Here is a 26,499-nt window from a genome sequence, read left to right as displayed (position 1 = left end):
TAACACATCAGTGAGATAAGTAATTTTTAAAGGCATCGGTTTGCGGATTTGTGAAGCAGCTTGCATCGCCTTGCTCGACGATAAATCCGTTTTCCATGTAGACCACGCGGCTGGCGGTTTTACGCGCCACTTCCACTTCATGGGTTACGATAACCTGCGTAATGTTGGTTTCCGCCAGCTCACGAATAATGCTCACGATCTGGGCGGTGATTTCCGGGTCGAGTGCCGCCGTCGGCTCATCAAACAGCAGCACGGCTGGTTCCATCATCAGGGCGCGGGCAATGGCCACACGCTGCTGCTGACCACCGGAAAGGTGCAGCGGATAACGATCGCTGTAAGGCTTAAGACGCAGACGTTCCAGCAATTTTTCGGCACGAGCCATCGCCTGATCTTTGCTTAAACCGAGCACGCGACAAGGCGCTTCAATCAGGTTTTGCAGTACGGTCAGGTGCGGCCAAAGATTATATTGCTGAAATACCATACCCACGTTCTGACGCAGTTCACGAATGGCTTTATCAGACGGCGTTTTCGCGAAATCAAAGTGGTTACCGGCAATTGCCAGCGTACCTGAACGAGGCATTTCAAGCAGATTGAGGACACGCAGAAGGGAGCTTTTGCCTGCGCCGCTTGGGCCGAGCAAAACCAGCGTTTCGCCCTCGGGGCAGTTCAGCGTGATGTCGAACAGCGCCTGGTGTGCGCCGTAGAAGCAGTTAATGCCGTTTAGTTTAATACTCATCGGGGCAGTCTTTACTCATCCAGGCAATCTATAGCAATTGAGGCCGCAGATAGTACCGTTGACAGAATAGTTATGCAATATTTATGCGTTAAAAGTTAAATATAACCCGTAATACCTTCTAAACATAGCACAAAATAGCGACGGGCAATGGCGGCGAGTATAAATGTCGGCATTCCGCATGAAATGCCGCACATTTTACGGGGTTAACAATTTTGTAACGGATGGTTTAGCGGTTCTCAATCGACTGGCGCAGCGTGCCTGCCGGGGCATGAACACTGCCTCCCACGTAGCGTACGTCGTCGATAGCCCAGCACTGTCCTTCGCGGATCATCAGCACTTCATCCTGCCAGGATTGGGTTCCCTGGGTCAGTTTCACGCGCAGAGGAATGTTTCGCGCATCGGTATTAGGAATGGTGGATGCGCTGGCAACTTCGGCGCTGTCAGGGAGCGTTGCGCGGCTGGAGAACGGATCGTCTTTCAGCAACGTATTATGCTGTGGATCGCGACTTGCATCATTCAGCAGTTTCGCCAGACCATCGCTCAGATACGGGCGCAGTGCGGTAATGTCGTTACTGCGGTGCTGAATACGATAATCATAGAACTGCTGCGCCACGGCATCCGGACCACCGTCTATGCAGGGGCCGCTGCGTGTTCCGATATCCTTAAAAGCCGGTGTAACCGTCGTGGTGCAGGCGCTGAGCACCAGCGCGCATGGCACTAAAAGCGTTAAAGCAGAGTAGCGCATGTTGATTTCCTTATTTATTAACTATCCTTTCAATCATAGCGTAACGAACCGATAATGCTGGCTGAGTAGCACGCTAAGGCATTGAACGCTAAAGAAGGAGAGAAACGATGCAGTTTTCAACAACGCCAACCCTGGAAGGGCAGCCGATTATCGAGTATTGCGGCGTGGTAACGGGCGAAGCCATCCTGGGCGCGAATATCTTCCGCGACTTTTTTGCCGGCATCCGCGACATCGTCGGCGGGCGCTCTGGCGCGTATGAAAAAGAGCTGCGTAAAGCGCGAGAAATCGCGTTCAAAGAGCTGGGCGAGCAGGCAAAAGCGTTGGGCGCTGATGCGGTTGTCGGGATTGATATCGACTACGAAACGGTGGGCAAAGATGCCAGTATGCTGATGGTGAGCGTCAGCGGCACGGCGGTGAAAACCCGTCGATGAAGCGTTTGCTCTCCACGCTCCTGCTGGCGCTGTTGCTGGCAGGGTGTGCCACTGAAAAAGGCATAGTCGATAAAGGCGCATACGAGCTGGATACCCGTCATCAGGCACAGGCGGCGTATCCGCGTATTAAGGTGCTGGTTATTCACTACACCGCCGATGATTTTGACAGCTCGCTGGCAACACTGACGGATAAAAACGTCAGCTCACATTATTTAATCCCCGCACGCCCCCCCGCACCTGACGGTAAACCGCGTATCTGGCAACTGGTGCCGGAGAGTGAGCTTGCCTGGCACGCGGGTATCAGTTTCTGGCGCGGCACGAACCGTATAAATGATACCTCTGTTGGGATTGAGCTGGAAAACCGCGGCTGGAAAAAAACGGGCGGAGATAAAACGTTCACCCCGTTTGAACCGGCACAAATTGCCGCGCTTATCCCGCTTGCCAAAGACATTATTGCCCGTTACCACATCAAACCGGAAAACGTGGTCGCGCACTCCGATATCGCCCCACAGCGAAAAGACGACCCAGGCCCGCTGTTCCCATGGCGTGAACTTGCGCAGCAGGGAATTGGCGCATGGCCCGATCCGGCGCGCGTGGCGTTCTATATCAATGGGCGGCCACCTTCTCAGCCAGTGGAAACTGCCGTGTTGCTAGATTTACTCGCGCGTTATGGTTATGACGTCCCGGAAAATATTACCCAGGCACAACAAAAGCGAGTGATTACCGTATTTCAGATGCATTTCCGCCCACAACGGTGGGATGGTGTTGCTGATATAGAAACAATGGCCATTGCCGAAGCACTTTTAGAGAAATACGGGCAGGGGTGATCCTTCGGTACCACCCGAATACTTAGGCTTTTCCATGTTTTGCTTGAGATTAATCTTAAGTTCAATCTCAATTAATTTATAGTTAATTGACTTAAAAGTACCCGCGTTTAATATAGACACATAGCTTGCTAAGTATCTTTTTATATTCAATAAATACTGAATGTTTATTTTCAGTATTTATTCTTAATGTTATTCAATTATGCGCTGTGTAATTATTTTTCTAACCGCGTATGTGTCAACTAATTTATAATTTCTCATCTTGAACGGGTATAACAATGTTAAGCATTTATGGTAAAAAACTGCGTCCGCACGACGAAATGGACACCATCATTTCAGCAACGTCAGGTTATGAAGAAAAAACGTTAAAGAAATGGCAAAAAATCTCAACGGCAGATTCTGAATATATTCATATTATCATCAACGGGGAAGTTGAGTTCCGTCGTGTATCTGACGAGTTGTGCATGTTCACATTACAAGGACATTGCATTTTTGGCCTGTCATCCATTTTTTATAATTCCACGCATATGTACGGTCTGGTACGTGCAAACACAGTGGTTCGCTCTATCAAAAAGGACGATTTTGCACGCCTGATGACAGAGAAAAATCTGTGGCCTGAACTCACCAAGATCCTCTCCTGGTATATCTGTTTGTTGAGTAAGCGCGATGACGTGCTGGTTGCCCGCAGTGCATATTCTGTTGTCCGTGAATTTTTACTTGAGATCAATGAGCTCATTGTTCACCATCAACGCGATATCAACGTTTACGATTACATTCAGGAATACACCAATCTGGCACGCAGTACCATTATTAAAATCCTCTCCGACCTGAAAAAAGGTCAATATATTGTTATTGATAAAGGTCGTCTTATTAACATGACGGCGCTGCCGGAAAAATATTGATTACTCCAGCCGGTCTCCTTTTTCACTTAGAGGAGATCGCGCATTATCTTTACGGATCAAACTACTTTGTGAATTATCCTGCGTTTCGTCTACCGGCGGCGCGGGAGTTTTGCCTTGAGCATAATCTTGTGCTTGTTCTTTTAATGCCTGCTTAAATAATTCTGTTAACGATGTATCATCCCCACCTGTATTTGCTGGCGCGTCGTCATGTGCTTCTGTGCCTGGTAGCGTATCTCGCGAAGTATCATGCGGCGGCTCGCTGTCTGGTGCCTGTTGCCAGTCAGCATCATCGTTGTTAATCGGGAGATCCTGCATGGCAGGGATATCGGCCTGCACGGATGCTGGTTTCGGGTGCGGATGCGGGAACGGTTTGCTCACGTAAACGTAGTGCATATCCGAAAGCTGCGTTTCCGGTTTTGCGACGCTCACTTTTACAGGTTCGGGGGCTGGGTGTCGCAAATTCCAGTAAATATGCGCGTACAGCCCCGCCATCAGCATGGCGCAGAGTCCCAGCATCCACAACAAAGTGTTGTTAAACACTTTTTTCAGGCTGGGAATACGGTACGAAAACCAGACCGCCTCTCCGGAGGTGTAGCTGCGCTGGGCAGCAAGACAAATGGTAGACATTAGGAATGCTTCTCCTGATTTTTCGCGTCCGATGTTGAATGAGAGGCCTGGATCTGTACGCTCGGCGTGGATTTGGTGTCGAGCATCAATTGCATCAACGTATCCTCACCAGGGATACCGTCCACATGGAGATTCATTTTTTTCTGGAATTCACGGGTGCGTTTCATCATTTCCGCAGTCCAGGTTTGCGAATGGGTTTCAGGCTGGCCCAGTACCAGGCTTAGCTGCTGATCGAGCCAGGCCATGTCTTTACCGTCGCTGGCGGCACTGATGGCATCTTTACCTTCCGGTGTCAGACGGTGCAGCTGCGTGTAGTTGCCGGTCGCATGTTGATTAAACCAGTTGCGGCTCACCTGCCAGGTGCGGTTATTCATCAGCAGATCGAGAGAGTTCTCTCCGACACGAGCAACCACCGCATAGTTGAGATGATTGCCGGTTTTCAGTTCACTGATCCACGGATAACCTTCGCTGGCCAGCGTTTCCGGTGACGCGCTCCCTTGTTTACACATCAGGTTCACTTTCGCCGCGTTCTGACACAGAGTGTCATCCGCCGAGGCGTCATAACCCCACATCTGATAAAGCTGATGCATCGCATCCTGCTGATTAACCATTTCGTTGTCGATAACCGGCACCACAGGTGCCTGAACTTTCGGCATTGGGTGTTTCCAGCTAACGGGAACCGGTAGTTGAATCGGCAGTCTTGCATTCACCGAGGCAGTCAAATACCAGCCGCAGGCGGCGAATAGCACAGAGGCGAACAACCCCACCGTAGCCAGGCGCTTCCCGTGTTTTTTCGCGGGCAGGATCTCGCCAGCCGCCAGGCGTAAGTGACGTGGGCTAACCTGCGCTGCGCGTTCAGTCCAGGCGGCGAGCATCGACAGGTGCGCCAGCGCATTCAGCTCAGTGATATTTCCTTTGGTCAGGGCATGTAGTTTACGCACCCGTGCAGGGGTTAACGGTGACGTTTCGCACCCATGCTCTTCACACTGTGCCTGAACATAGCCGAGCGTTTCGCGGCAGGTCAGCGGGCGGATAATGTGATGCGTATGAATAGACTCGCGCAGTTCAGGCTGTTGCATCAGCGCCGTTTTCTGAGCAGCGGTGCCCATCAGTACAATGGACAAGCGAAAATCCAGCTCATGGGCGCGAGTGAGTAACATCCCCAGCACTTCCCGGCAGCTCTCTTTCATCGCTTCGGTGTGGGCAATGGTCAGAACTTTAGCTTTTGCTTTCCGCGATGACGGCTCCTCCAGCCACCGATGCAGCACGGCATCCACCGCCTGAATACGGCTTGTGCTCGCTTTCGTTTCCGGGCTGAGTTTGTACAGCAGGCTACTGGCACTCAGTTTTGGAAACGCATTGATGGCAAGCACGGTGTTGTTCACTGTTTTCAGCGCGTCGCTGAAGTGGCCCAGGAGATGTGCGTCGTCGCTAAAGAGCCCCGTAATTCCCTCCTTCTGGGTTTTCTCTTTCAGCAGGTTGAACACGTCCTGATGATAAGGTACGAGAAAATCCCCGGACAGTCGGGCGATTTTCCGGAAGGGCGGATTTTTAAAATTAAAGTGGCTCTGATACATAACGACTTACCGTCTCTGATTAGGAATAGCAACAGTACGGAAAAGTAAGGTAACGGATCAGAATGGTCAATTTGCAAACAGGGTAAAAATAACCTGATGGCAAGCTCTAACATCTGGATTTTATACGGTCAATATTTTTCTTAATGAAAGTTAACAGCTAAGTCAGTGGTTGTATTTATAGCGTGTCATTACTATTTGCTCACATATTGTCGTAGTACGACGCTGCTTATTTTCGCTTAGCTAAAGGCCAGATGAAAAATGAGGTTCTCATTTCTGTCACGGTGGATAATGCCCTGTATTATGTTTGCGCTGTTAATTTTCTGCGGCCAGCAAGGGTATCTGACGTTTAAAGATTATAAAAAAGTTACGAATAAGTTGGCGAATTCAGATGAACAGCCGCTGGAAAAAAAGCGCGAAGAAAAGACCTTCACACTTTTTACGGCGGCAGCACGTCAGAATAACTCTCAGGTGGCGGTGAAAACCCCGCTGGCGGCGGAGATCGAGGGGATCGTAAGCAGTGACGACGCCTGGTTGTCCTTTGCGGTCATCAAGACGCCGGAGGGGCAGAGAAGCTACCGTGAAGGTGAGCCTCTGGGCGGATTTAACGATGCATTTATTCAGGAAATAAATAAAGACAATGTGGTGGTTAATTATGAAGGTGCTACACAGGTACTGGCATTAAAAGATCCCGCTTACTTTAAGGGTGACGTTAATAGCACCCCGGTAACCAAATCGACAAAAGATGCAGGTGCAGACAGTTTGCATCTGAATGATTATCTGGTGTTGAAACCGGTATTCGAACAGGGCCAGCTGGAAGGCTACAACATCAACCCAAGGAATGCCTCTCCCTTCTATAGCCATTCAGGGCTACAGAAAGGTGATGTGGCGGTAAAAGTGAATTCTGTCGATATGACCAATGCCATTGATGCCAAAAATGTCATTGCTAACTGGTCGAAAATGAAAGAAGCGGAGGTCGTCGTCAGACGCCACGCTCACCTGGAAAATATTCGGGTTAATGTTCTAAACAATTAACAAGTGTACAGACATGAAGAAATTTCCCTGGGCGTGCGTGGCGCTGACCGCATTGTCGTTATATTCAAGTTCGCTGCTTGCAGCTAACTTTAGCGCGAGCTTCAAAAACACGGATATTCGCGAATTTATCGATACCGTAGGCCGTAACTTAAACAAAACCATTCTGGTCGATCCTTCCGTTCAGGGAACGGTATCGGTCAGAACCTATAACGTACTGACGGAAGATGAGTATTACCAGTTCTTCCTGAGCGTGCTGGATCTTTACGGCCTGTCGGTCATTCCGATGGATAACGGCATGGTCAAAGTCGTGCGCTCAAGCGTTGCCCGTACAGCCGGTGCACCGCTGGCCGACAGCAAAAACCCGGGCAAAGGTGATGAGATCATCACACGCGTTGTGCGCATGGAAAACGTGCCTGTACGCGAGCTGGCGCCGTTGCTGCGCCAGCTTAACGATGCGACGGGCATCGGTAACGTGGTGCATTTCGAGCCGTCTAACGTATTGCTGTTAACCGGTAAAGCCTCGGTGGTAAATCGCCTGGTAGACCTGGTTCAGCGCGTCGATAAAGACGGCATTCAGCGCCGCGAGATTGTCCCGCTGCGTTTCGCTTCTGCGAAAGAGCTTTCTGAAATGTTGAACAACCTCAACAACGAAGAGCAGAAAGGGCAGAACGCGCCGCAGCTGGCCACGAAAGTGGTCGCGGACGACGAGACGAATAGTCTGGTCATCAGCGGCCCGGAAGATGCCCGTGCGCGCACCCGGTCACTCATTGGTCAGCTGGATCGCGAACAGAATAACGAAGGGAACACCCGCGTGTTCTACCTTAAGTATGCCAGCGCGACAAAAGTTGTACCGGTACTGACCGGGATTGGCGAACAGCTGAAAGACAAAGCGGGTGCCGCAAAAGCGAAAACTGCCACCGCGTCTGGCGATTTAAACATTACCGCCGACGAGTCAACCAACTCACTGGTGATCACCGCGCAGCCTAACGTGATGAACTCTCTGGAGAAAGTGATCGACAAGCTGGATATTCGTCGTCCGCAGGTTTTGGTGGAAGCGATCATTGCTGAGGTTCAGGACGGTAACGGGATGGATCTTGGTGTGCAGTGGACTGGTAAACATGGCGGTGTGCAGTTTGGCGCAACGGGTCTGCCAATCAGTCAGGTGAAAAACGGCACCATGAAAGGGGCCTCGTTTACCGGACTGGCGACAGGCTTCTTTAACGGCGACTTTGGCGCGCTGATGACCGCGCTCTCAACCGGATCCAAAAACGACATTCTGTCTACGCCGAGCGTCGTCACGCTGGATAACAAAGAAGCGTCGTTTAACGTGGGTCAGGATGTGCCAGTGCTGTCCGGCTCGCAGACCACGAGCGGCGACAACGTGTTCAACTCCGTTGAGCGTAAGACGGTTGGTACTAAGCTGAAGATTGTGCCGCAGATTAACGACGGCGACATGATTCACCTGAAGATTGAGCAGGAAGTATCAAGCGTGGACGCAAGCGCCACGGAAGATGCGAGCCTCGGCCCAACCTTCAACACCCGTACCATTAATAACGAAGTGATGGTGCACAGTGGGCAGACGGTGGTGCTTGGCGGCCTGATGGAGAACGTGACGAAAGAGACCGTTTCCAAAGTGCCTCTGCTGGGCGATATTCCGCTGGTCGGTCAGTTATTCCGTTACACCTCTGAGGATACCTCTAAGCGTAATCTGATGGTCTTTATCCATACCACCGTCCTGCGCGATGATGACAACTACAGCGCCGCGTCGAAGGAAAAATATGACCAAATCCGCGCGCGTCAGCAGCAGCGTTTGGAAGAGACAAAGCTCGGCATCATGTCGAACGGCAATAACCCGGTGTTGCCAACCTATCCTGGTGCGACGTCAGTTAGCGCAGCGCCAGTGAAAACCAGCGCAACCACCACGCGCAACCCCTTTAAAGAGTAAGGCGGAGGTGCAACGTGGATGAACTGACTAAAGTCATGTGCAGCAGCGGCTACGCGAAGGACAACGGCGTGTTGTTTTACAACAATGACGTGTTTGTCCGGGAGGATGCGTCTGCGTTTGCCCTGCTGGAAATGCGCCGCAGGTTGGGCCGCTCTTTTACACCGGTCACACTGACGCCAGAAGCGTTTGACGAGATGCTGGCCAAAATCTGGCAGCAGAACAGCGGGGTTTCGCAGCAGCTGGTTGACGATATGGACGCCGATATCGATCTGATGGCGTTAACCGAGGAGATCCCGGATAACGAAGATCTGCTCGATAACGACGAGAACTCGCCGGTGATCCGCCTGATCAACGCCATTCTCGGCGAGGCGGTGAAAGACGGAGCATCGGATATTCATATCGAGACGTTCGAACGCACGCTGAGTATCCGTTTTCGTGTCGATGGCGTGTTGCGACCGGTGTTACAACCAGCCCGCAAACTCGCGCCGCTGCTGGTTTCGCGTATCAAGGTGATGTCGAAACTCGATATCGCTGAAAAACGCCTTCCGCAGGATGGCCGTATCTCCCTGCGTATTGGCCGTAAGGCGATCGACGTGCGTGTATCGACGATTCCGTCTCAGTACGGTGAACGCGTGGTTATGCGTTTGCTCGATAAAAGTAACCTGAAGCCTGATATCAACAAGCTGGGCCTGATTGATGAAGAGCTAGAGAAGCTAAAAGGGCTGATTGATCGCCCGCACGGGATTATCCTGGTCACCGGGCCAACGGGTTCCGGTAAAAGTACCACGCTGTACGCCATTCTCTCGGCGCTGAACGGCCATGAACGCAACATCCTGACCGTTGAAGACCCCATTGAATATGAGCTGGAAGGCGTGGGGCAGACGCAGGTTAACCCGCGCGTGGACATGACCTTCGCTCGCGGGCTGCGCGCTATTTTGCGTCAGGATCCGGACGTGGTGATGATCGGGGAAATTCGTGACGGCGAAACCGCGCAAATTGCGGTGCAGGCGTCGCTGACCGGTCACCTGGTGATGTCGACACTGCACACCAACAGCGCCGCAGGGGCGATTACCCGTCTGCGCGATATGGGGCTGGAGTCATTTTTAATCGGTTCATCGTTGCTCGGTGTTATTGCCCAGCGTCTGGTGCGTCGGCTGTGTAGCCACTGCCGCACCACCAGTTCGCTGGATGACAATGAACAAGCGTTGTTTAGCTTTATGGAAAAACCACCGAAAGCGATTTATCGCGCGGTGGGCTGCGAACACTGTCGCCAGAGCGGTTATCAGGGTCGCGCCGGTATTCATGAGTTTTTGGTGGTGGATAGCACCATGCGCCGCGCCATTCATGAAGATAAAGACGAAATGTCCATCGAAACGCAGCTCTTTAAGCAGGCTTACAGCCTGCGTGAAAACGGGCTGCTGAAGGTGATCAGTGGAGTCACCTCACTGGAAGAGGTGATGCGGGTCACCGCCGAACGTGGAGGCGATGACTGATGGCCTACTACGCATGGACGGCGACGGACGCGGCAGGTAAAACACGGCGTGGTACCCAGCAGGCCGAAGGGCAAAAGCAGGTTCGCCAGTGGCTTCGCGAGCAAAAGCTCATGCCCGTCAGTATCACCGAAACCCGCGAGGCGGCGGTGACCGCAAAAGCGAAAACCGGGGCAAAACTCTCCACGCCCGTGCTGTCGATGTTTACTCGCCAGCTCTCTACGCTGGTTAATGCCGCGCTGCCGCTGGAGAGTGCGCTGAAAGCTATCTCTAAACAGACGGAAGATAAAAAGCTGGCGGCGATGGTGGTGGAGATCCGCGAAAAAGTGGTGGAAGGGCACACGTTGTTCGACGCCTTCAGCCAGTTTCCGCGCACCTTTGATAAGCTTTACTGCACCCTGGTGATGGCCGGTGAAAAGACCGGCCATCTGGGAGACGTGCTGGAAAAGCTGGCGGAGTACAACGAACAGCGTCAAAAGATGAAAAGCAAGCTGACGCAGGCGATGGTTTACCCAATCACCCTGACGGTGGTGGCGATTGCGGTAATTAGCATTCTGCTGGTGGCAGTCGTACCACAGGTGATCGAACAGTTCACCCATATGAAGCAGCAGCTGCCGATCACCACCCGCACGCTGATTGCGGTGAGTGACTTCCTCCAGGCATACGGCATCTATATTGCGGGCGGCCTGGTGGGCGGGGTTGTCGGCTTCAGGGCGTGGGTGCGAAACGTAAAAAATCGCTTCCGCTGGAACAGCTGGCTGGTAAACGATTCGCCGATTAAAAAGCTGGTTTGCGCCATCAACAGCGCCCGTTACATCCGTACCCTGAGCATTCTGCAAGCGAGTAGCGTGCCGCTGCTGGAAGGCATGTATATCGCAATGGACGGTATCGAAAACCTTTATGCCCGACAGGTGCTGGAGCAGGCCGCTGATACGGTCCGTCAGGGGGCATCATTATATGCTGCACTGGAACAGGCGAAATTATTCCCGCCAACCATGCTGTATATGATTGCCTCCGGCGAAGAGAGCGGCGAATTAGGTAATTTAATGGACCGCGCGGCTGAAAACCAGGAATCGGCATTACAGCATCGCATTACGTTAACGCTGTCGGTATTTGAACCGGCGCTGGTGGTATCAATGGCGACGATTGTTTTATTCATCGTCCTGTCAATATTACAACCGCTTCTGCAACTTAATAATATGGTAGGTTAAATCATGGCTATGAAAAGAAAACACCTGGCTCGCCAGGCGGGCTTCACATTGCTCGAATTAATGGTGGTTATCGTTATTCTCGGCGTTCTGGCGAGTATGGTGGTGCCAAACTTAATGGGTAATAAAGAAAAGGCCGATGCCCAAAAAGCGACCAGCGATATTGTCGCCCTTGAAGGCTCACTGGATATGTACAAGCTGGATAACCACCGTTATCCAACCACCGAACAAGGCTTGCAGGCGCTGGTGACAAAGCCTGAAATTGCGCCAATCCCGAACGGCTACCGTGCTGACGGCTATATCCGTCGCCTGCCGCAAGACCCGTGGGGGAGTGATTATCTGCTGGTCAGCCCTGGCGAACACGGTGCTGTAGACGTATTTTCTGCGGGCCCAGACGGTGAAGCGAATACCGCAGATGACATCACAAACTGGTCACTCGACAAACAAGAAAAATAATGAAAAAGCAACGAGGCTTTACATTACTGGAAATTATTCTGGCGCTGGTGATATTTGCCAGTTGCGCCATGATGGTCGTCTCTACAATACCGTCGCGCAGCGGCGCAGATATATTTGGCCAGCAATTAAAAGCCCTCGTTGATTATGGTTCTGATCGTGCGGTGATGGATGGAAATATTGTCGGGTTGGTCATTACCACGGACAAATATCAGATGGTGACGCTTGAAGATAAAAACGGCGAACGTCACTGGGTACCGTTATCTGCGGGCCGTATTACAACCAAAGGTGATTTCCCGGAAGAGATGCACGTTTCGCTTTCCCCGCAGCGACTGGCCGCCACGACAGATGCCGAGCCGCAAATCGTCTTTCTGCCTGACGGGGAGATCGGGCGTTTTACGCTTGCATTGCAAAGCTACGATAAACAGCACCATTTCCGCGTAGTCTCGCAGGGCGCGGCGCCCGTATCGGTGGAAAACGATGACTAAACGCAGAACGACACAAAAAGGCATGACGCTGCTGGAGGTAATGGTCGCCCTGGTTATCTTTTCCACCGCTGCGCTGGCGCTGATGAATTCCGTCTCCCTTAACGTGCGTTTTACCCACGGCCTTGCCGAAACATTGCAGGCCAGCTGGGTGGCCGAAAACCAGCTGGCGGAGGCACAGCTCAGCAAACGCGACTTCCCGGATGCTGAAGAACAGGGCGCGGAACTGATGGGCGGGCGCAGCTGGAACTGGCACAAGCAGCGGGTAAAAACCGCCAGCAACGTCTGGGCCAACGAAATCCGCGTCTATGCCGAAGGTGATGAAAGTCAGCCGGTGATTGCGCTGCGCATTATTCCGCCAGGAGAGAGCAAGTGAAGAACACGCAACGCCAGCGCGGTTTTACCCTGCTGGAGATCATGATTGCGCTGACCATCTTTGCGGTAATCAGCACCCTGGCCTGGCAAATCCTGGACGGGGCGATGCGCACCAGTTCGGCAACGGATGCCAGCGCGGCAAAGCTTAACGAATTGCAGCGTGCCTGGAGCCTGATGGAGCGTGATTTTTTCCAGCTTCAGGCGCGTGCGCCGCGTAATGAACCGGATCTGTTTTTGCAGGAGGGGGATGCCGTCGAGCTGACCACCCTGAACGGCGTGAGCGGCACGGCCCAGCTGGAGCGCGTGCGCTGGCGGCTTGAAAAGGGACGCGTCTATCGCGATGTCTGGCCGGTGATTGACAGCCCGGCAGACGTAAAGCCCGAAGAGGTGCAGATTATCGGCGAGGTGAAATCGATGCAGTGGCGGTTTTATCGCAATGGCTGGCAGAAAAGCTGGGACGATTCCGCCCATCTTCCGGACGGCGTGGAACTCACGCTGACCATGGAAAACGGCGATACATGGCACTGGGTGTTTACGACACCGGGCGATATGCCAGACGCGGCTGCGGCGCCACAACCGGCCGCGCCGGCCGCAGAAAATGCACCTGCACCGGACGTTAAATCATGAGCCGGATACGTCAACAACGCGGCGTTGCCCTGTTGGTGGTACTGATCTTGCTGGTCATGATGTCGGCCCTGGCCGCCAAAATCAGCCAGCAGTTCTGTCGCAACCTGCAGAAAACCCACTATCAGGTGAGCCAGCAACAGCTGCGCTGGGCGATGCAGGCGCAGGAAAAGGTGGTGAAAGACCGCTTGCAAAATGACGCCAGCGGCGAAAGTAAACCTCTTGACCCGGATGGCGACTGGCATCAACAGCTGGAAACTCAGGGTGAAGACTACACGGTGGTGAGCCAGGTCGAAGACGCGCAAGATTGCTTTAACGTCAACAACCTGCTGGCTGCTGAAAAAATATCTCAGGATCCAAACGCGCCTGCCGTGCCAGCAAAACCGCTTAAGGCGCGCATCGTTGAGCAGATCCTGACGGACAGCGGCGTGAGCCAGACTGCGGCGGAAGACGTTTATCTGCAACTGGTGGATTATCTCGACGGTGATACCACGACGGTGAAAGAGGGCGCAGAGACGGATGCCTGGGCCGGTGTGGTTCCCGCCCGCCAGCCAGCGAATCAGATGATGCGCACTATTGCTGAGATCAAGCTGCTGCCGGCGTTCCCTGCGTCAGCCTATCCGAAAGTGAGCAAGCTGTTATGTGCCTTGCCGGACTCTGCCAGCAAGGTGGATGTGAATACCCTTAAGCCGGATCAGGCCCCCATACTGGCCGCGATGTTCCCGGGAAAAATGACGTCAGATGATGCCGTTCGCCTGATTGATTCACGGCCAGAAACCGGCTGGGAAAGTATGGAAACGTTCAGCAAAGCGTTGGAACAGGCTTTTCCGCAGTTGAAAGATGATTTACCTCAGGTGGCAGAACAGTTCGCCATCAACAGTCGCTATTTCCGTGTCAACTATACCGGCAATACCGATGAGTTAACGCTTCGCGTAATTAGCCAGCTTCAGGTGAATAACGAGGCCGGTGAAATTGTGACGTGGCAACGTCGTTACCGAATGATTGAATAACCAAAGTAGAACGTTATGAAACAGGTCCTTTTTGTTCGTCCCGACAGTTGTGAAGGCGGGAAAATAATGTGGTGTGAATCCGGCAGTCAGCAGGTTGAGATGCTGGAAAGCCTGGACGCGCTGGCGGAGCACCCGCTTGCCGCACGTGTCTGTTTACTGTTGCCTGCAAGCTACATGATCTTCCGCCATTTTACGCTGCCGAAGAAGGTGGCCTCTCAGGCGACGGCGTTCTCGTGGATGGCGGAAGAGACGCTGATCGGCGATGTGGATAACCTTCACTGGACGGTACTCAATAAAAAGGGCGCTGAGGTCGATGCCGTGGCTATTGATGCCGATGTGCTCCACGAGTGGTTACGCTGTTTTCAGCAGGCTGGATTAAAGGTTATTCAGGCGTTGCCGGATGCCTGGCTGTTGCCAGTGGAGGAGGGCGGAAGCACGCTTGTTGCTCTGAATGAAAGCTACTGGCTGCGTTTATCGCCCCATACCGCCGGGGAGATGGAGGCGAGTCTGTTGCCACTGCTGATGCAAAAGGCGGGAGAAGGCGAAGTGTGCTGTTACGGCGAGAAGCCAGAAGGCGTTGAGGTGGACGTCCTGCACCACTGGCAGCACCCGCTGGTGCTGATCCAGCCGCAGTGGCAAACCTGCCGCGTCAATCTTCTGCACGGTGAGTTCAGTGCCAAAGCCGGGAAGGGGAAATCAGCAAAAGGGATGAACGCCGCTATTGCCGCAATGGGTCTGTTATCACTCGGTTTGTTATTGGGCCCGCGTATCGCCATGGCGTGGATGCTGGTACAGCAGGAAAACCTCCTCCAGCAGGAAATTGCGCAGGTCTACCAGCATTACTTCCCCAGTATGCCGCAGCAGACCAACATCAAGTACCACTTTGGGCAAAATATTAAGAAACACAGTAAAGGGTTCTTCCTGCAACTTGACGACCTGGAGAAGGCGAAACAATCAGTGCCTGCGATGGAAATAAATCTGATGGAGTTTGACGGTGAGCATAACACCCTGACGCTAAGCGTCAGTGCTCAGGAACAACCGGCTTTACAGGATTTTGTGAATCAGGCCAGTGCCAGTTTTGATTTTTCCTTACAGCCGGTCTCAACCGTTGCACCTTATACCGCCATGATTACAGGGAAATATAAATGAAAGAGCGAGTCGCGCTGTTGAAATCGCGTTACCAGAATTACAGCACCCGGGAAAAGATGATTTTAAAATTAGGCGTTGTGGCCATGCTGGGCGCTATTGTTTATTACGCAGGAGTCACCCCGTTGGATAATATGAATCGAAATAGCCAGTTGACGCTTGTGAAACAACAAGAGACGCTTAACTGGATGCGAGCTGAAATAGATAAAAATCACCTTCAGGTTCAGCAGGTCAAAACAAACAATCCACGCATGGTGGTTGAGAACAGTGCACATGAAATTAATTTGCTACTAACCGACGTGCGTCAGGATGGGCAAACATTATCCTTCGTGGTGAATCGCGTTAATGTCTATGAATTAAAAAACTGGCTACGTGAAATTAACCTGGCCTCGGGGGTGCGGATCCAGAAAATGAACCTCACACCTGTTGATCATCTCAGCGATGTGAAAGCCGAAGTTCAGCTCACCTGGGCGCGCAACGCATGACGAGCTTCGCACTGATTCGGGAAGCCTATCCGCTAGGTTTCACGGTAATGAGTGGGATATTAGGTGCCATCGTGGGCAGTTTTTTGGGGGTGGTTGCCGAACGTGTTCCCGGCATGGTGATGGAGGAAGAGGGTAGCAGCAATCTTCTCTTTCCTGCGTCCCACTGCCCGGTTTGCAAGCACCCACTGGCTTTCTGGGAAAATATACCGCTGGTCAGTTGGTTGGTATTGCGCGGACGGTGCAGGCAGTGTCGTACCGCTATCCCGTTTCGGTTATTTTTCATCGAACTTTTTATCGCGTTGTTTTTTGGCGTTAGTGCCGGGTTTATGCCAGGCGGACAGGGGTTATTTTCGCTCTGGCTCATGGTTTCTTTTTTGCTGCCGCTGGCGTTGATCGACTGGCAGCATCAATTGCTTCCGGATTGCCTGACACAGCCTCTGCTTTGGGCGGGGCTTTTGATACATGCCTTTGACAACGCGTTACCGCTTCGTGACGCCCTGTTGGGGGCCGTGGTTGGGTATCTGTCCCTTTGGTTGCTTTACTGGGCTTTTCGCCTGGCGACCGGGCGGGAAGGGTTGGGTTACGGTGATTTTAAGCTGCTGGCGGCATTAGGTGCCTGGTGCGGCTGGCAGGCGCTGCCTGTGATTGTGTTAGTCGCAGCGCTCAGCGGTATTGTCGGTTATTTTTCATTTAATAATTTAAATAAAAATAACCTCTCTATTTCTTTCGGACCCTACCTGGCATTTGCTGGAATAGCTATATTAATCGCTCAGCAATTCGGGTTCATTATTTAAATATTCAGGTCAAGATTTTATTAGGGTTTTTTCGACGAAGAGAGGGAGGGAACACCTTTTTCTTTCAGTGTATTGTGAAAGACATAAGCTACATGGATTTTGGACTTGTATCTTTTTGTGGAGGAATACAGCACGTCATAAATATTATTGGTAATGGTTTTTTGTTTAAATAAAGAAAATGTAAGATCATCCCATGTTTTAAAGGAAGATATGGGCACGCACGTTTACGAATAAATTTATCAGGAAATGAAATGAAATTTATTAAGCCTAAATATCTGGCGCTATTCATTGCAGCGGCAACCAGTTCTGCATTTGCAGCTGCGCCAGGTGCACCTACTATCGGCTCCGGCAATGATAAATTTGCCCTGGTTGAAGTGGATCAGGCCGCGCAGGATTATAACAGCCTCGTCAAAGTCCATAGTGATGGCGTGGATGTCAAAGCGGAATGGAACGTCTGGAGTGGCGATGCGCCAACCTCCGCGAAAGTTCTGCTGGATGGCCAGACTGTGTGGTCTGGTGCGTCGGGTGCGTCTGGCTCTGCCACCTTTAAAGTGAAAAAAGGCGGACGTTATCAGGAGCAGGTTGAAGTTTGTAATGCGAGCGGTTGTACTAAAAGCGCCAGCAAACAAGTGATCGTTGCTGATACTGACGGTAGCCATCTGTTGCCGCTGAACGCCGCGATGCAGGAAAACAACAAAACCTTCGCGAAGCACACCGATAAAGTGGTTGCAGCCTATTTCCCTGAATGGGGCGTTTACGGCCGTAACTTCCCGGTCGATAAGATCCCGGCAGCAAACCTTAACCATATCCTCTATGGTTTTATTCCGATCTGCGGCGGTGACGGCATCAACGACGGTCTGAAAACCGTTGAAGGCGGTAACAGCTTCTCCGTGCTTCAGCGCGATTGTGCGGGCCGTCCTGACTTTACTGTGGCTATCCACGATCCATGGGCTGCTTTGCAGAAACCGCAGGCCGGCGTTTCTGACTGGGACGACCCGTATAAAGGTAACTTTGGCCAGCTGATGGCGCTGAAGAAAGCCCACCCTGATCTGAAAGTGCTGCCGTCCATCGGTGGCTGGACCCTGTCCGATCCGTTCTTCCACATGGGCGACCCAGCTATCCGCGCACGCTTTGTCTCCTCTGTTAAAGATTTCCTGCAGACCTGGAAATTCTTCGACGGTGTGGATATCGACTGGGAATTCCCAGGTGGCGGTGGTGTGAGTGAAGGTCTGGGCAACCCGCAGCAGGATAAAGCTACATATACTGCGCTGATGCACGATCTGCGTACCATGCTGAACGAGCTGTCTGCTCAGACCGGTCGTTCATATGAACTGACCAGTGCTATCGGTGCCGGTAAAGATAAGATTGAAGACGTGGACTACACCGCTGCTCAGCAGTACCTCGACCACATCTTCCTGATGAGCTACGACTTCTACGGCGGCTGGAGCAACACCGAACTGGGCCATCAGGCAGCACTGCGTGCGCCAGCATGGCGTCCGGATACCAACTACACCACCGAAAACGGCGTGAATGCGCTGCTGGCACAGGGTGTTCAGCCTGGTAAGATCGTTGTCGGCGCAGGCATGTATGGTCGCGGATGGACAGGTGTGCATGGTTACACCGGCGACAACCCATTCACCGGCACTGCAACCGGTATGGTGAAAGGCACCTGGGAGCCGGGCGTGGTTGACTATCGTCAGATCGTTAACGAATACAAAGGCAAGCCAGGCTGGGAATCCGGTTACGACGCAACGGCTGAAGCGCCATACGTCTTCAACAAATCAACGGGTGACCTGATCTCTTATGAAGATGCGCGTTCTACCACCGCAAAAGGTAAATACGTGCTGGCGAATAACCTGGGCGGTCTGTTTGCCTGGTCTATCGATTCCGATACCGGCGACATCCTGAACGCGATGAACGAAAGCCTGCTGGGGGGTTCTGCACCGGTTGATCCGGTGGTGACCAACCATGCACCAATTGCGACGGCGACCGATCAGACCGTGACCGGCCCGGCTACTGTGAATCTCGACGGTTCAGCATCCACTGACCCGGATGGCGATGCTATTACCTACAAATGGACCCAGATTTCTGGCCCAACGGTGACCATTACTAACAGCACCAAAGCGAAAGCCTCTTTCAATGTGGCTGCTGTGACCGCTAACCAGTCGCTGGCATTCCGTCTGACCGTGACTGATGCTAAAGGGCTGAGCAATTCTGTTGACGTGCAGGTTGTCAATAAGGCACCAAAAGCCAACCAGGCGCCAGTCGTGAACGCGATGGAAGCCGTCACTCTCCAGGCGGGTGAAACTTATGCTCTGCATGCGCAGGCAGCGGATCCTGATGGTGATGCACTGACCTATTCCTGGAGCGTACCAGCAGATATGCATGCGACCGGTACTGATACCGCTAACGTGAATATCACTGCACCGGAAGTGGCTTCTGAGTCCAGCTACACCCTTAGCGTTGTCGTCAGCGATGGTAAAACCAGCGTTCAGTCCAACGTCCAGGTAGTGGTTACACCAAAACCAGCAGACGTGACGCCTCCAGCAGATGATGTCACGCCACCGGCTGACGAGGTTACCCCGCCAGCAGACGACGTGACTCCACCTGCGGACGATGTTACCCCGCCTGCGACCGGTAGCTGTGATACACCGGTTGATGCTAACGCCAGCAAATATGCGGCATGGTCTTCCAGTAAGGTTTACAACACTGGCGATACCGTCAGCAGCGACAACCTGGTCTGGAAAGCGAAGTACTGGACTCAGGGCAATAAACCTGGATTTGACGCTGATGCATGGGAACTGGTTAGCCAGGTGAAAATGAACTGGCGCTCAGATGTCGTTTATAACGGCGGTGAAACCACCACTTATAAAGGTTCTGTATACCGTGCGAAATGGTGGACCCGTGGTGATAACCCTGCGAATAGCGATGTTTGGGTGAAAGAAGGCGCGTCAGCTGACTGCAAATAATCTTCTTAACCTGAAATTGCAGGATTGATATCACCCTGCAATGCGTTGACCACACCCCACTTCGGGTGTGGTCAACAACTTAAAATAAAATAGAGATGTGCGCAAAGAGAGGGACGTAATTCGATAAACAGGTAAAGAAATGAAACGCTTCATATTGTTATTACTTATCTTTAGCCAAAGTGTATTTGCAAATTGCTGGGACAGGGCCGCACATTATTATCATGTCGATCCTTATCTGTTATTTGCCATCGCCAACGTGGAATCAGGCATGAACCCGTATGCCGTGGGCTGGAACCATGATGGTTCAAGAGATGTCGGTTTAATGCAAATTAACAGTACGCATTTTAGTGAATTACAGCGGAAGGGGATTGACGAGTATCGACTTATTGCCGAGCCCTGTACGTCCATTATGGTCGGTGCATCTATTTTGTCGAGCATGATCAAAGTCTATGGCTATAACTGGGAAGCGGTAGGTGCCTATAACGCTGGGTTAAAAAAAGAGAATTATCAGCAGCGAATGATTTATGCCCATAAGGTTTGGACGAAGTACCAGGAAATAAAACCGAAAAGAACAAATGCATATTGATCTTTTATTTTTTGAAGGGTACCGGATGGTGTTCTTCAAAAAATGAAAAGAACCGCACTCTCAGGTTTATTTATTAATGGAATAATACATAAGCTGGGAATGCATAAACCATTGTTGCTTAAATACAGGATTATATTGAAATGACTAAAAGGACATTACTGAGTGTTCTCGTTGCAGGTGCATGTATTGCACCGTTTATGGCTCAGGCTGCAACGCTGCAGGCAACCAGCAGCGAACCGTACACCATGAAAGCCAGCGACCTGGCGAAAAAGGAAAAAGAGCTTACTGATTTCCCACTGATGACTTCGGTGAAAGACACCATTGCGACTCTGGACAACAGTCTTGTTGAGCAGATTGAGCCAGGCCGCGCGGCTAACCCGGACAACGTGAAACGCGTTGAAGGGATCGTTAAGGCAAGTGACTGGGAATATCTGTTCCCGATGCGCGCTCAGTCTTATACCTACAGTAATTTCCTGAAAGCAGTGGGAAAATTCCCAGCACTGTGTAAGACCTATAACGACGGTCGTGACAGTGATGCCATCTGCCGTAAAGAGCTGGCAACGATGTTTGCCCACTTTGCGCAGGAAACCGGTGGTCATGAAAGCTGGCGTCCGGAGGCTGAATGGCGTCAGGCGCTGGTTCACGTTCGTGAAATGGGCTGGACCGAGGGTCAGAAAGGCGGCTATAACGGCGAATGTAATCCTGACATCTGGCAGGGGCAGACCTGGCCATGCGGTAAAGACAAAGACGGCGATTTCGTGAGCTACTTTGGCCGCGGGGCTAAACAGTTGTCTTACAACTACAACTACGGTCCGTTCTCCGAAGCGATGTTCGGTACTGTCCGCACCCTGCTGGACAAACCTGAGCTGGTAGCGGATACCTGGCTGAACCTGGCTTCTGCTATCTTCTTCTTCGCCTACCCACAGCCACCAAAACCAAGCATGTTGCAGGTTATTGACGGCACCTGGCAGCCAAACGATCACGACAAAGCGAACGGTCTGGTACCGGGCTTCGGGGTGACCACGCAGATCATTAACGGCGGCGTAGAGTGCGGCGGCCCGACTGAAATTGCTCAGTCTGAAAACCGTATCAAGTACTACAAAGAGTTCGCGAACTACCTGAAAGTGCCTGTTCCGGCCAATGAAGTGCTGGGCTGTGCGAACATGAAGCAGTTCGATGAAGGCGGCTCCGGTGCGCTGAAGATCTACTGGGAACAGGACTGGGGATGGAGTGCAGATACGCCAGACGGTAAGACTTACTCTTGCCAGCTGGTGGGTTACCAGACGCCATTCAGCGCGTTCAAAGAAGGTGACTACACTAACTGCGTTAAGAAGTTCTATAACGTGAACATCATCAACGACGACGGCTCTGCCACCACGCCGGATGAAACCCCGGTCACGCCAACGCCGACGCCAGCAGAAGATGAAACGCCGGCTCCAACGCCAGTTCCGGATGAAACCCCGGCAGTGGTGAACCATGCGCCGGTGGCGCAGATCGCAGGCCCAATCGGGGCTGTGGAAGCGGGTGCGCAGGTTTCCCTGAGCGCTGAAGGTTCTACCGACGCTGATGGCAACAAACTGACCTACACCTGGCGTTCTCAGGATGGCCAGACTGTAACCGGTCAGGACAAAGCGGTTGTGACCTTCACGGCACCAGAATCTGCTACAGCGCAGCAGTATGAAATCAGCCTGACCGTCAGCGATGGCGAGCTGAGCAGTACCACGTCCTACCTGCTGAATGTGAAAGCGAAAGCGGCTACCCCATCTCAGGATGAAGGTACTTCCGGCTCTTACGCAGCGTGGAGCGCGAACAGCAAGTACAACGCAGGTGATATCGTGAACAACCACGGTAAACTGTTCCAGTGCAAACCGTTCCCGTACAGCGGCTGGTGTAACAATGCTCCGGCATACTACGAACCAGGTGCTGGCCTGGCGTGGGCTGATGCCTGGACGGCTCTGTAAAAGCAAACGGCAACCTTCGGGTTGCCGTTTTCGTATCTACGCCCTCTCCCTGCGGGAGAGGGTTCCCCAGTCATTTTTTCTTTATTTAGCGATGACATTAACCCATTGAAATAAAAGACTTACCGCAGTTTCCTGGTCCGGCTGAAAATCGCCGAAGCGTTTACGGAAGGCCGGGGCGACGCGCATGGATGCGCGGCGAGGGCGGCTTTACAGGGACGTTTCATCCGCCCGTCCCCGATTAGCCTGGAGCAAACGCTGAGGGTACCGCGAAGCGGCGATTTTCTTGCCGGGAGCCCGGGTTGCCAGGGTAGCGGCGGTGAGCTACCCTGGCACGTTCACCGGTATTGTGGTGACAAAGTAGCAAGGAACATAAAGTGAACGGAATGACCACCTGAGCTGTATGTTCCCCCTCACCCCAACCCTCTCCCCAAAAAGGAGAGGGGGCCGTACGTGCCCGTATTTTTTGCGGGGAACCCTCTCCCTGCGGGTGAGGGCATCAGGCCGCACCCTTTTAATTATCGATGCAACTTCCCATGATCCCGCAACCATGCCGCCGTGCGGGTAATCCCTTCATCCAGCGTCACAATCGGCTTATAACCCAGCTCAGCCTCCGCGCGCGAAATATCCAGCGTGAAATCAAAGTTCAGCTTCGACACGCCGTAATGCGTCAGTGCAGGCTCTTTGGCGGATTTATTCCCAAAACGTTCCATACTGCGGGCAATCATATCCAGCATCGGGTACGGCACAGAACGAATACGGCAGTTGATCTGCAACTCGTCAATCAGACGCTGCACAATGCTTCGTAGCGTGCAGGGCTCGCCGTTGGTGATGTTATACGCGCGACCAGACACCAGCTTATCGCTATCCGGCTGGCTTGCCAGCCACATAGCGTGAATGGCGTTTTCATAGTAGGTCATGTCCACCAGCGCATCGCCGCCGCGCGGTAACAACACGCTGCCGTAGTGGTGCATCATCTGCGCCAGGCGCGGAATAAACACTTTATCGTGCGGTCCGAACAGGCTTTGCGGGCGCAGTACGGTAAACCGTGTATGCGGGTTAGACTGCGCCAGCAGGTCGATCACCTCTTCACTGGCCGCCTTGCTGCGGGCAAACTCACAGGCAAAACGGGCCGGACGGAAATCTTCCTGAATATCGCGGTGATGGTGATAATCGAAATAGAGCGATGGCGAAGAGATGTGGATAAAGTTTCGCACGCCCCAGGCAACGGCCCATTCGCCCAGGCGACGCGTGGCGCGCACGTTGGCGAGATCAAAGGCTTCCTGAGTGCCCCACGGGGAGGTAAAACTGGAGCAGTGCCACAGCGTATCGATACCGGCGAGCATCACTTTCGCCTGCGAGGAAACCAGTTCCGTCAGATCGGCATGAACAAATTCTGCGCCCATTTTTTGCAGCAGCTTGCCCATCGCCTCATTGCGGCCGGTAGCTCTGACGCTAACGCCCTTGTTGCGCAGAAACTCGACCGCGTTTCGGCCTAAGCCGCTGGTTGCACCGGTAACCAGTACCTTCATATCGATCCACTGTGTTGAAAAAGAATTTCGTGCGCATTCTTCCGTGAATTACGCCTGTATGCAATGGGAAAGGTGAAAGAATAAGAGTTTTATTTAGATCTTTTCCTTCTTTTGTTCTGCAAGTTGCGCAATGCGTTTTGCCATTCCCCGGAAGATAAACAGGTGCGCCGGAATCATCAACAACCAGTAGAACAGACCCGGCATTCCGTGCGGATGCCACCATGCCCGAACGTCCAGTTCCCGGTGGCTGCCTTTATCTTTCAGGGTAAAACAGAGCCGCCCAAGCCCGGGGGCTTTCATGCCAAACAGCAGCGCCAGTTGCTTTTCGGGTTCAACGATAATCACCTTCCAGCTGTCCACGGTATCACCCACATTAAGGTACGGATGCGCAGGACGGCCTTTTGCGAGCTTATGCCCAATCAGCAGATCCATTGCGCCGCGGGTTTGCCAGAGGACATTGCCAAAGAAGTAGCGCTCTTTGCCGCCAATCTGGTTAATCACTTCCCAAAGGGCTTCCAGGCTGGCGGCGGTTTTTACCGTGCAGCCGGCCTGTTTCGGGTAGTAGCCATATTCCGGGCGCCAGCGGGCGAAAGCCTGGGCGTCGTAGCCCCAGTCGCTGGAGTTCACCAATTTCTCTTCTTCCTTGAGGGTGTTGCGTACCGCATCATCAAAACGGATCAACGTTTGCGGGATCAGCGCGCGAAGCTCGCGATCGTCGGCCAGCAGATCGTGTTTTAACCCCTGGATCAAGGCCTTTGCTGTGGTTGGCGGCACCGAGGTAATGACATTCAAAAACCACACCGAGATCCAACTTGTCGGGAAGGGGATGGGGACCAGCCAGCGATGGCGGCCGCTTACCCGCATGAAATGTTCGAATTGTTCCTGATAGCTCAACACCTCCGGGCCTGCGGCTTCCAGCACCCGATGCTGGTCAGTCGGGTGCGCCAGCAGCGCCACCAGATAATGCAGCAGGTTCTCCAGCGCAATGGGAGTGGTACGTGAACGCACCCAGCGTGGGGGGGTCAGCACCGGCAGGTTATAGACCATATCGCGCATCACTTCGAAGGCGGCTGAACCGGCCCCGACGATGATCCCGGCCCGCAGTTCGGTCACGGGGATCCCGGCGCTGCGCAATGTTTCTGCGGTCAGTTGACGCGCGCGCAGATGATCGGACTGCTCATGAGAAGGCGCCTGGAGCGAACTTAAAAAAATCACCTGTTTAACCGGCGTTTGTCGTAGAGCATCGCGGACATTCATCGCTACCTGGCGTTCATGGGCGATAAAATCACCGCCTTCACCCATGCTGTGCACCAGATAATAGAGTGTGTCGACACCTTCCAGCAGCGGAGACAAACCTTGCGGCCAGTTTAAATCTACGCTGTGGCAGGTGACGTTGGGCAGGTTTTGCTTTTGCAGCCGTTCAATACTGCGTGCCGCAGCCAGCACCTGATGGCCATGCTGGCTTAATACCGTCGTCAGGTGCTGGCCAATATAGCCACTGGCACCCAGCACCAGAATACGTTGCGGCACGTTACGCTCCTTTGTTAACGCTGTAAAAATGCCTGCCAGTGGCTCACCACCTCGGCAAGTTGCTCACGGCTGACATCAAGATGCATCACCAGGCGTACAACCGGGGAGGCATTCAGCAGAACGCCGCGCGCCTTCATAAATTCGCCCAGCGCGGCTGCGTTATCTTCGCCGACACGAACAAACAACATGTTGGTGTCATGACGCATCACGTCTGCGCCAATTTCACGCAGTTGCGATGCCATCCAGGCCGCATTGTCGTGGTCGTCTTTCAGACGCGCAACGTTGTTTTTCAGCGCATATAAGCCAGCCGCAGCCAGGATCCCGGCCTGACGCATTCCGCCGCCGGTCATTTTACGCCAGCGATTTGCACGCTTAATGTAATCCGCATCACCCACCAACAGTGAACCCACCGGCGTGCCCAGACCTTTGGTGAGGCAGATAGTGAACGAGTCGCAATACTGCACGACCTCTTTCAGTTCGCAGCCATACTCCACAATGGCGTTAAAAATACGCGCGCCATCAACGTGCAAGCCGAGTTTGCGCTCGCGGGTAAATTCCCACGCCGCTTTCAGGTATTCACGCGGCAGAACTTTGCCGTTATGGGTGTTTTCCAGGCTGAGCAGTTTTGTGCGTGCGAAGTGGATGTCGTCGGCTTTGATTTTTGCTGCGACTTTATCGAGCGGCAGAGAGCCGTCAGGCGCAGCGTCGATCGGCTGCGGCTGAATGCTGCCGAGCACCGCCGCACCGCCTGCTTCATACAGGTAGTTATGCGCGCCCTGGCCGACGATATACTCTTCGCCACGCTCGCAGTGACTCAGCAGCGCCACCAGGTTTGCCTGAGTGCCGGTTGGCAGAAACAGCGCGGCTTCTTTACCGCTTAACTCCGCCGCGTAGCGCTGAAGTTCGTTTACCGTCGGGTCATCGCCGTAAACATCGTCCCCGACCGGGGCGGCCATCATCTCTTCGAGCATGGCGCGCGTCGGGCGGGTAACGGTATCACTGCGTAAATCAATCATGGCAAGTCCTTATATTTAA

The 26,499-nt window shown here is 52.9% G+C and carries 25 protein-coding genes; 18 read left to right on the top strand and 7 right to left on the bottom strand.

Translation table 11 applies throughout. The annotated features are described in order from the left end of the window. Window positions 1-7 precede the first annotated feature (7 nt). Complete coding sequence (gene artP, locus F3J30_RS09880) at window positions 8-736, bottom strand: arginine ABC transporter ATP-binding protein ArtP (protein WP_014069520.1); 729 nt, start codon at window positions 734-736, stop codon at window positions 8-10. 226 nt (window positions 737-962) lie between these two features. Further along, entirely contained in the window at window positions 963-1,481 is a 519-nt protein-coding gene (locus tag F3J30_RS09875) for a lipoprotein (protein ID WP_014069521.1), read from the bottom strand. A gap of 107 nt (window positions 1,482-1,588) precedes the next feature. Here F3J30_RS09875 and F3J30_RS09870 point away from each other — a divergent pair, with 107 nt between their 5' ends. The 3 genes from F3J30_RS09870 to F3J30_RS09860 all read left to right on the top strand — a co-directional run bounded on the left by F3J30_RS09870 (window position 1,589) and on the right by F3J30_RS09860 (window position 3,638). Beyond that, window positions 1,589-1,912: a heavy metal-binding domain-containing protein gene (locus tag F3J30_RS09870; protein ID WP_112012253.1), complete on the top strand. Its 324-nt coding sequence runs from the start codon at window positions 1,589-1,591 to the stop codon at window positions 1,910-1,912. Beyond that, window positions 1,909-2,739, top strand: coding sequence for an N-acetylmuramoyl-L-alanine amidase (locus F3J30_RS09865; protein ID WP_166717113.1), 831 nt, complete (start codon window positions 1,909-1,911; stop codon window positions 2,737-2,739). Before F3J30_RS09870 ends, F3J30_RS09865 begins: the two co-directional genes overlap by 4 nt. A 275-nt stretch (window positions 2,740-3,014) precedes the next feature. Continuing rightward, window positions 3,015-3,638, top strand: a complete 624-nt coding sequence (locus F3J30_RS09860) for a helix-turn-helix domain-containing protein (protein ID WP_166717112.1) — start codon at window positions 3,015-3,017, stop codon at window positions 3,636-3,638. Here the strand turns inward: F3J30_RS09860 and F3J30_RS09855 are convergent, their stop codons facing one another. Together F3J30_RS09855 and F3J30_RS09850 are read right to left on the bottom strand one after the other, a co-directional pair. Further along, entirely contained in the window at window positions 3,639-4,265 is a 627-nt protein-coding gene (locus tag F3J30_RS09855; protein WP_166717111.1) for a hypothetical protein, read from the bottom strand. It abuts the gene before it with no gap. Continuing rightward, on the bottom strand, window positions 4,265-5,842 hold the full coding sequence (locus F3J30_RS09850; protein ID WP_166717110.1) for an ExeA family protein: 1,578 nt from the start codon (window positions 5,840-5,842) through the stop codon (window positions 4,265-4,267). The genes F3J30_RS09855 and F3J30_RS09850 overlap by 1 nt, the downstream gene beginning before the upstream one ends. Before the next feature lie 300 nt (window positions 5,843-6,142). Here F3J30_RS09850 and gspC point away from each other — a divergent pair, with 300 nt between their 5' ends. The 15 genes from gspC to F3J30_RS09775 all read left to right on the top strand — a co-directional run bounded on the left by gspC (window position 6,143) and on the right by F3J30_RS09775 (window position 22,405). Further along, the gene (gspC, locus tag F3J30_RS09845; protein WP_166717160.1) at window positions 6,143-6,874 is read left to right on the top strand and encodes a type II secretion system protein GspC; all 732 of its coding nucleotides are present in this window, start codon (window positions 6,143-6,145) and stop codon (window positions 6,872-6,874) included. Window positions 6,875-6,887: 13 nt separating this feature from the next. Further along, entirely contained in the window at window positions 6,888-8,819 is a 1,932-nt protein-coding gene (gene gspD, locus F3J30_RS09840) for a type II secretion system secretin GspD (protein ID WP_166717109.1), read from the top strand. A 14-nt stretch (window positions 8,820-8,833) separates the two neighbouring features. Beyond that, on the top strand, window positions 8,834-10,312 hold the full coding sequence (gene gspE / locus F3J30_RS09835) for a type II secretion system ATPase GspE (protein WP_166717108.1): 1,479 nt from the start codon (window positions 8,834-8,836) through the stop codon (window positions 10,310-10,312). Further along, window positions 10,312-11,520 carry a type II secretion system inner membrane protein GspF gene (gene gspF / locus F3J30_RS09830; protein WP_166717107.1) on the top strand — a complete coding sequence of 403 codons (1,209 nt, stop codon included), beginning with the start codon at window positions 10,312-10,314 and terminating at the stop codon, window positions 11,518-11,520. The genes gspE and gspF overlap by 1 nt, the downstream gene beginning before the upstream one ends. A 3-nt stretch (window positions 11,521-11,523) precedes the next feature. After that, window positions 11,524-11,973, top strand: coding sequence for a type II secretion system major pseudopilin GspG (gspG, locus tag F3J30_RS09825; protein ID WP_014069531.1), 450 nt, complete (start codon window positions 11,524-11,526; stop codon window positions 11,971-11,973). Further along, on the top strand, window positions 11,973-12,458 hold the full coding sequence (gspH, locus tag F3J30_RS09820) for a type II secretion system minor pseudopilin GspH (RefSeq protein ID WP_166717106.1): 486 nt from the start codon (window positions 11,973-11,975) through the stop codon (window positions 12,456-12,458). Before gspG ends, gspH begins: the two co-directional genes overlap by 1 nt. Next, window positions 12,451-12,831: a type II secretion system minor pseudopilin GspI gene (gene gspI, locus F3J30_RS09815; protein WP_166717105.1), complete on the top strand. Its 381-nt coding sequence runs from the start codon at window positions 12,451-12,453 to the stop codon at window positions 12,829-12,831. Before gspH ends, gspI begins: the two co-directional genes overlap by 8 nt. Further along, on the top strand, window positions 12,828-13,457 hold the full coding sequence (gene gspJ / locus F3J30_RS09810) for a type II secretion system minor pseudopilin GspJ (RefSeq protein ID WP_166717104.1): 630 nt from the start codon (window positions 12,828-12,830) through the stop codon (window positions 13,455-13,457). Before gspI ends, gspJ begins: the two co-directional genes overlap by 4 nt. After that, window positions 13,454-14,464, top strand: coding sequence for a type II secretion system minor pseudopilin GspK (gspK, locus tag F3J30_RS09805; RefSeq protein WP_166717103.1), 1,011 nt, complete (start codon window positions 13,454-13,456; stop codon window positions 14,462-14,464). Before gspJ ends, gspK begins: the two co-directional genes overlap by 4 nt. Window positions 14,465-14,479: 15 nt before the next feature. Further along, window positions 14,480-15,613, top strand: coding sequence for a type II secretion system protein GspL (gspL, locus tag F3J30_RS09800; protein ID WP_166717102.1), 1,134 nt, complete (start codon window positions 14,480-14,482; stop codon window positions 15,611-15,613). After that, complete coding sequence (locus F3J30_RS09795) at window positions 15,610-16,095, top strand: type II secretion system protein M (RefSeq protein WP_166717101.1); 486 nt, start codon at window positions 15,610-15,612, stop codon at window positions 16,093-16,095. Before gspL ends, F3J30_RS09795 begins: the two co-directional genes overlap by 4 nt. Then, window positions 16,092-16,889 carry an A24 family peptidase gene (locus F3J30_RS09790; protein ID WP_166717100.1) on the top strand — a complete coding sequence of 266 codons (798 nt, stop codon included), beginning with the start codon at window positions 16,092-16,094 and terminating at the stop codon, window positions 16,887-16,889. The genes F3J30_RS09795 and F3J30_RS09790 overlap by 4 nt, the downstream gene beginning before the upstream one ends. Window positions 16,890-17,140: 251 nt before the next feature. Continuing rightward, window positions 17,141-19,858 carry a glycosyl hydrolase family 18 protein gene (locus F3J30_RS09785; RefSeq protein WP_166717099.1) on the top strand — a complete coding sequence of 906 codons (2,718 nt, stop codon included), beginning with the start codon at window positions 17,141-17,143 and terminating at the stop codon, window positions 19,856-19,858. A gap of 139 nt (window positions 19,859-19,997) precedes the next feature. Further along, the gene (iagB, locus tag F3J30_RS09780) at window positions 19,998-20,444 is read left to right on the top strand and encodes a type III secretion system invasion protein IagB (RefSeq protein ID WP_014069540.1); all 447 of its coding nucleotides are present in this window, start codon (window positions 19,998-20,000) and stop codon (window positions 20,442-20,444) included. 140 nt (window positions 20,445-20,584) lie between these two features. Continuing rightward, a complete protein-coding gene (locus tag F3J30_RS09775; protein WP_166717098.1) occupies window positions 20,585-22,405 on the top strand; it encodes a glycoside hydrolase family 19 protein in 1,821 nt (606 codons plus the stop codon). A 515-nt stretch (window positions 22,406-22,920) separates the two neighbouring features. Here F3J30_RS09775 and F3J30_RS09770 read toward each other — a convergent pair. The 3 genes from F3J30_RS09770 to ltaE form a co-directional block, all read right to left on the bottom strand. Continuing rightward, window positions 22,921-23,934: an NAD(P)-dependent oxidoreductase gene (locus tag F3J30_RS09770; protein WP_014069545.1), complete on the bottom strand. Its 1,014-nt coding sequence runs from the start codon at window positions 23,932-23,934 to the stop codon at window positions 22,921-22,923. 93 nt (window positions 23,935-24,027) lie between these two features. Beyond that, window positions 24,028-25,464, bottom strand: coding sequence for an SDR family oxidoreductase (locus tag F3J30_RS09765; RefSeq protein ID WP_166717097.1), 1,437 nt, complete (start codon window positions 25,462-25,464; stop codon window positions 24,028-24,030). Window positions 25,465-25,478: 14 nt separating this feature from the next. Beyond that, window positions 25,479-26,480 carry a low-specificity L-threonine aldolase gene (gene ltaE / locus F3J30_RS09760; RefSeq protein ID WP_166717096.1) on the bottom strand — a complete coding sequence of 334 codons (1,002 nt, stop codon included), beginning with the start codon at window positions 26,478-26,480 and terminating at the stop codon, window positions 25,479-25,481. Window positions 26,481-26,499 lie beyond the last annotated feature (19 nt).

Origin of the sequence: Enterobacter sp. Tr-810 (genome assembly GCF_011752765.1) — a bacterium.
Lineage (GTDB): Bacteria > Pseudomonadota > Gammaproteobacteria > Enterobacterales > Enterobacteriaceae > Enterobacter > Enterobacter soli.
Note: the sequence above shows the minus strand (reverse complement) of the source record. Positions and strands in the feature narration are given on the sequence as shown.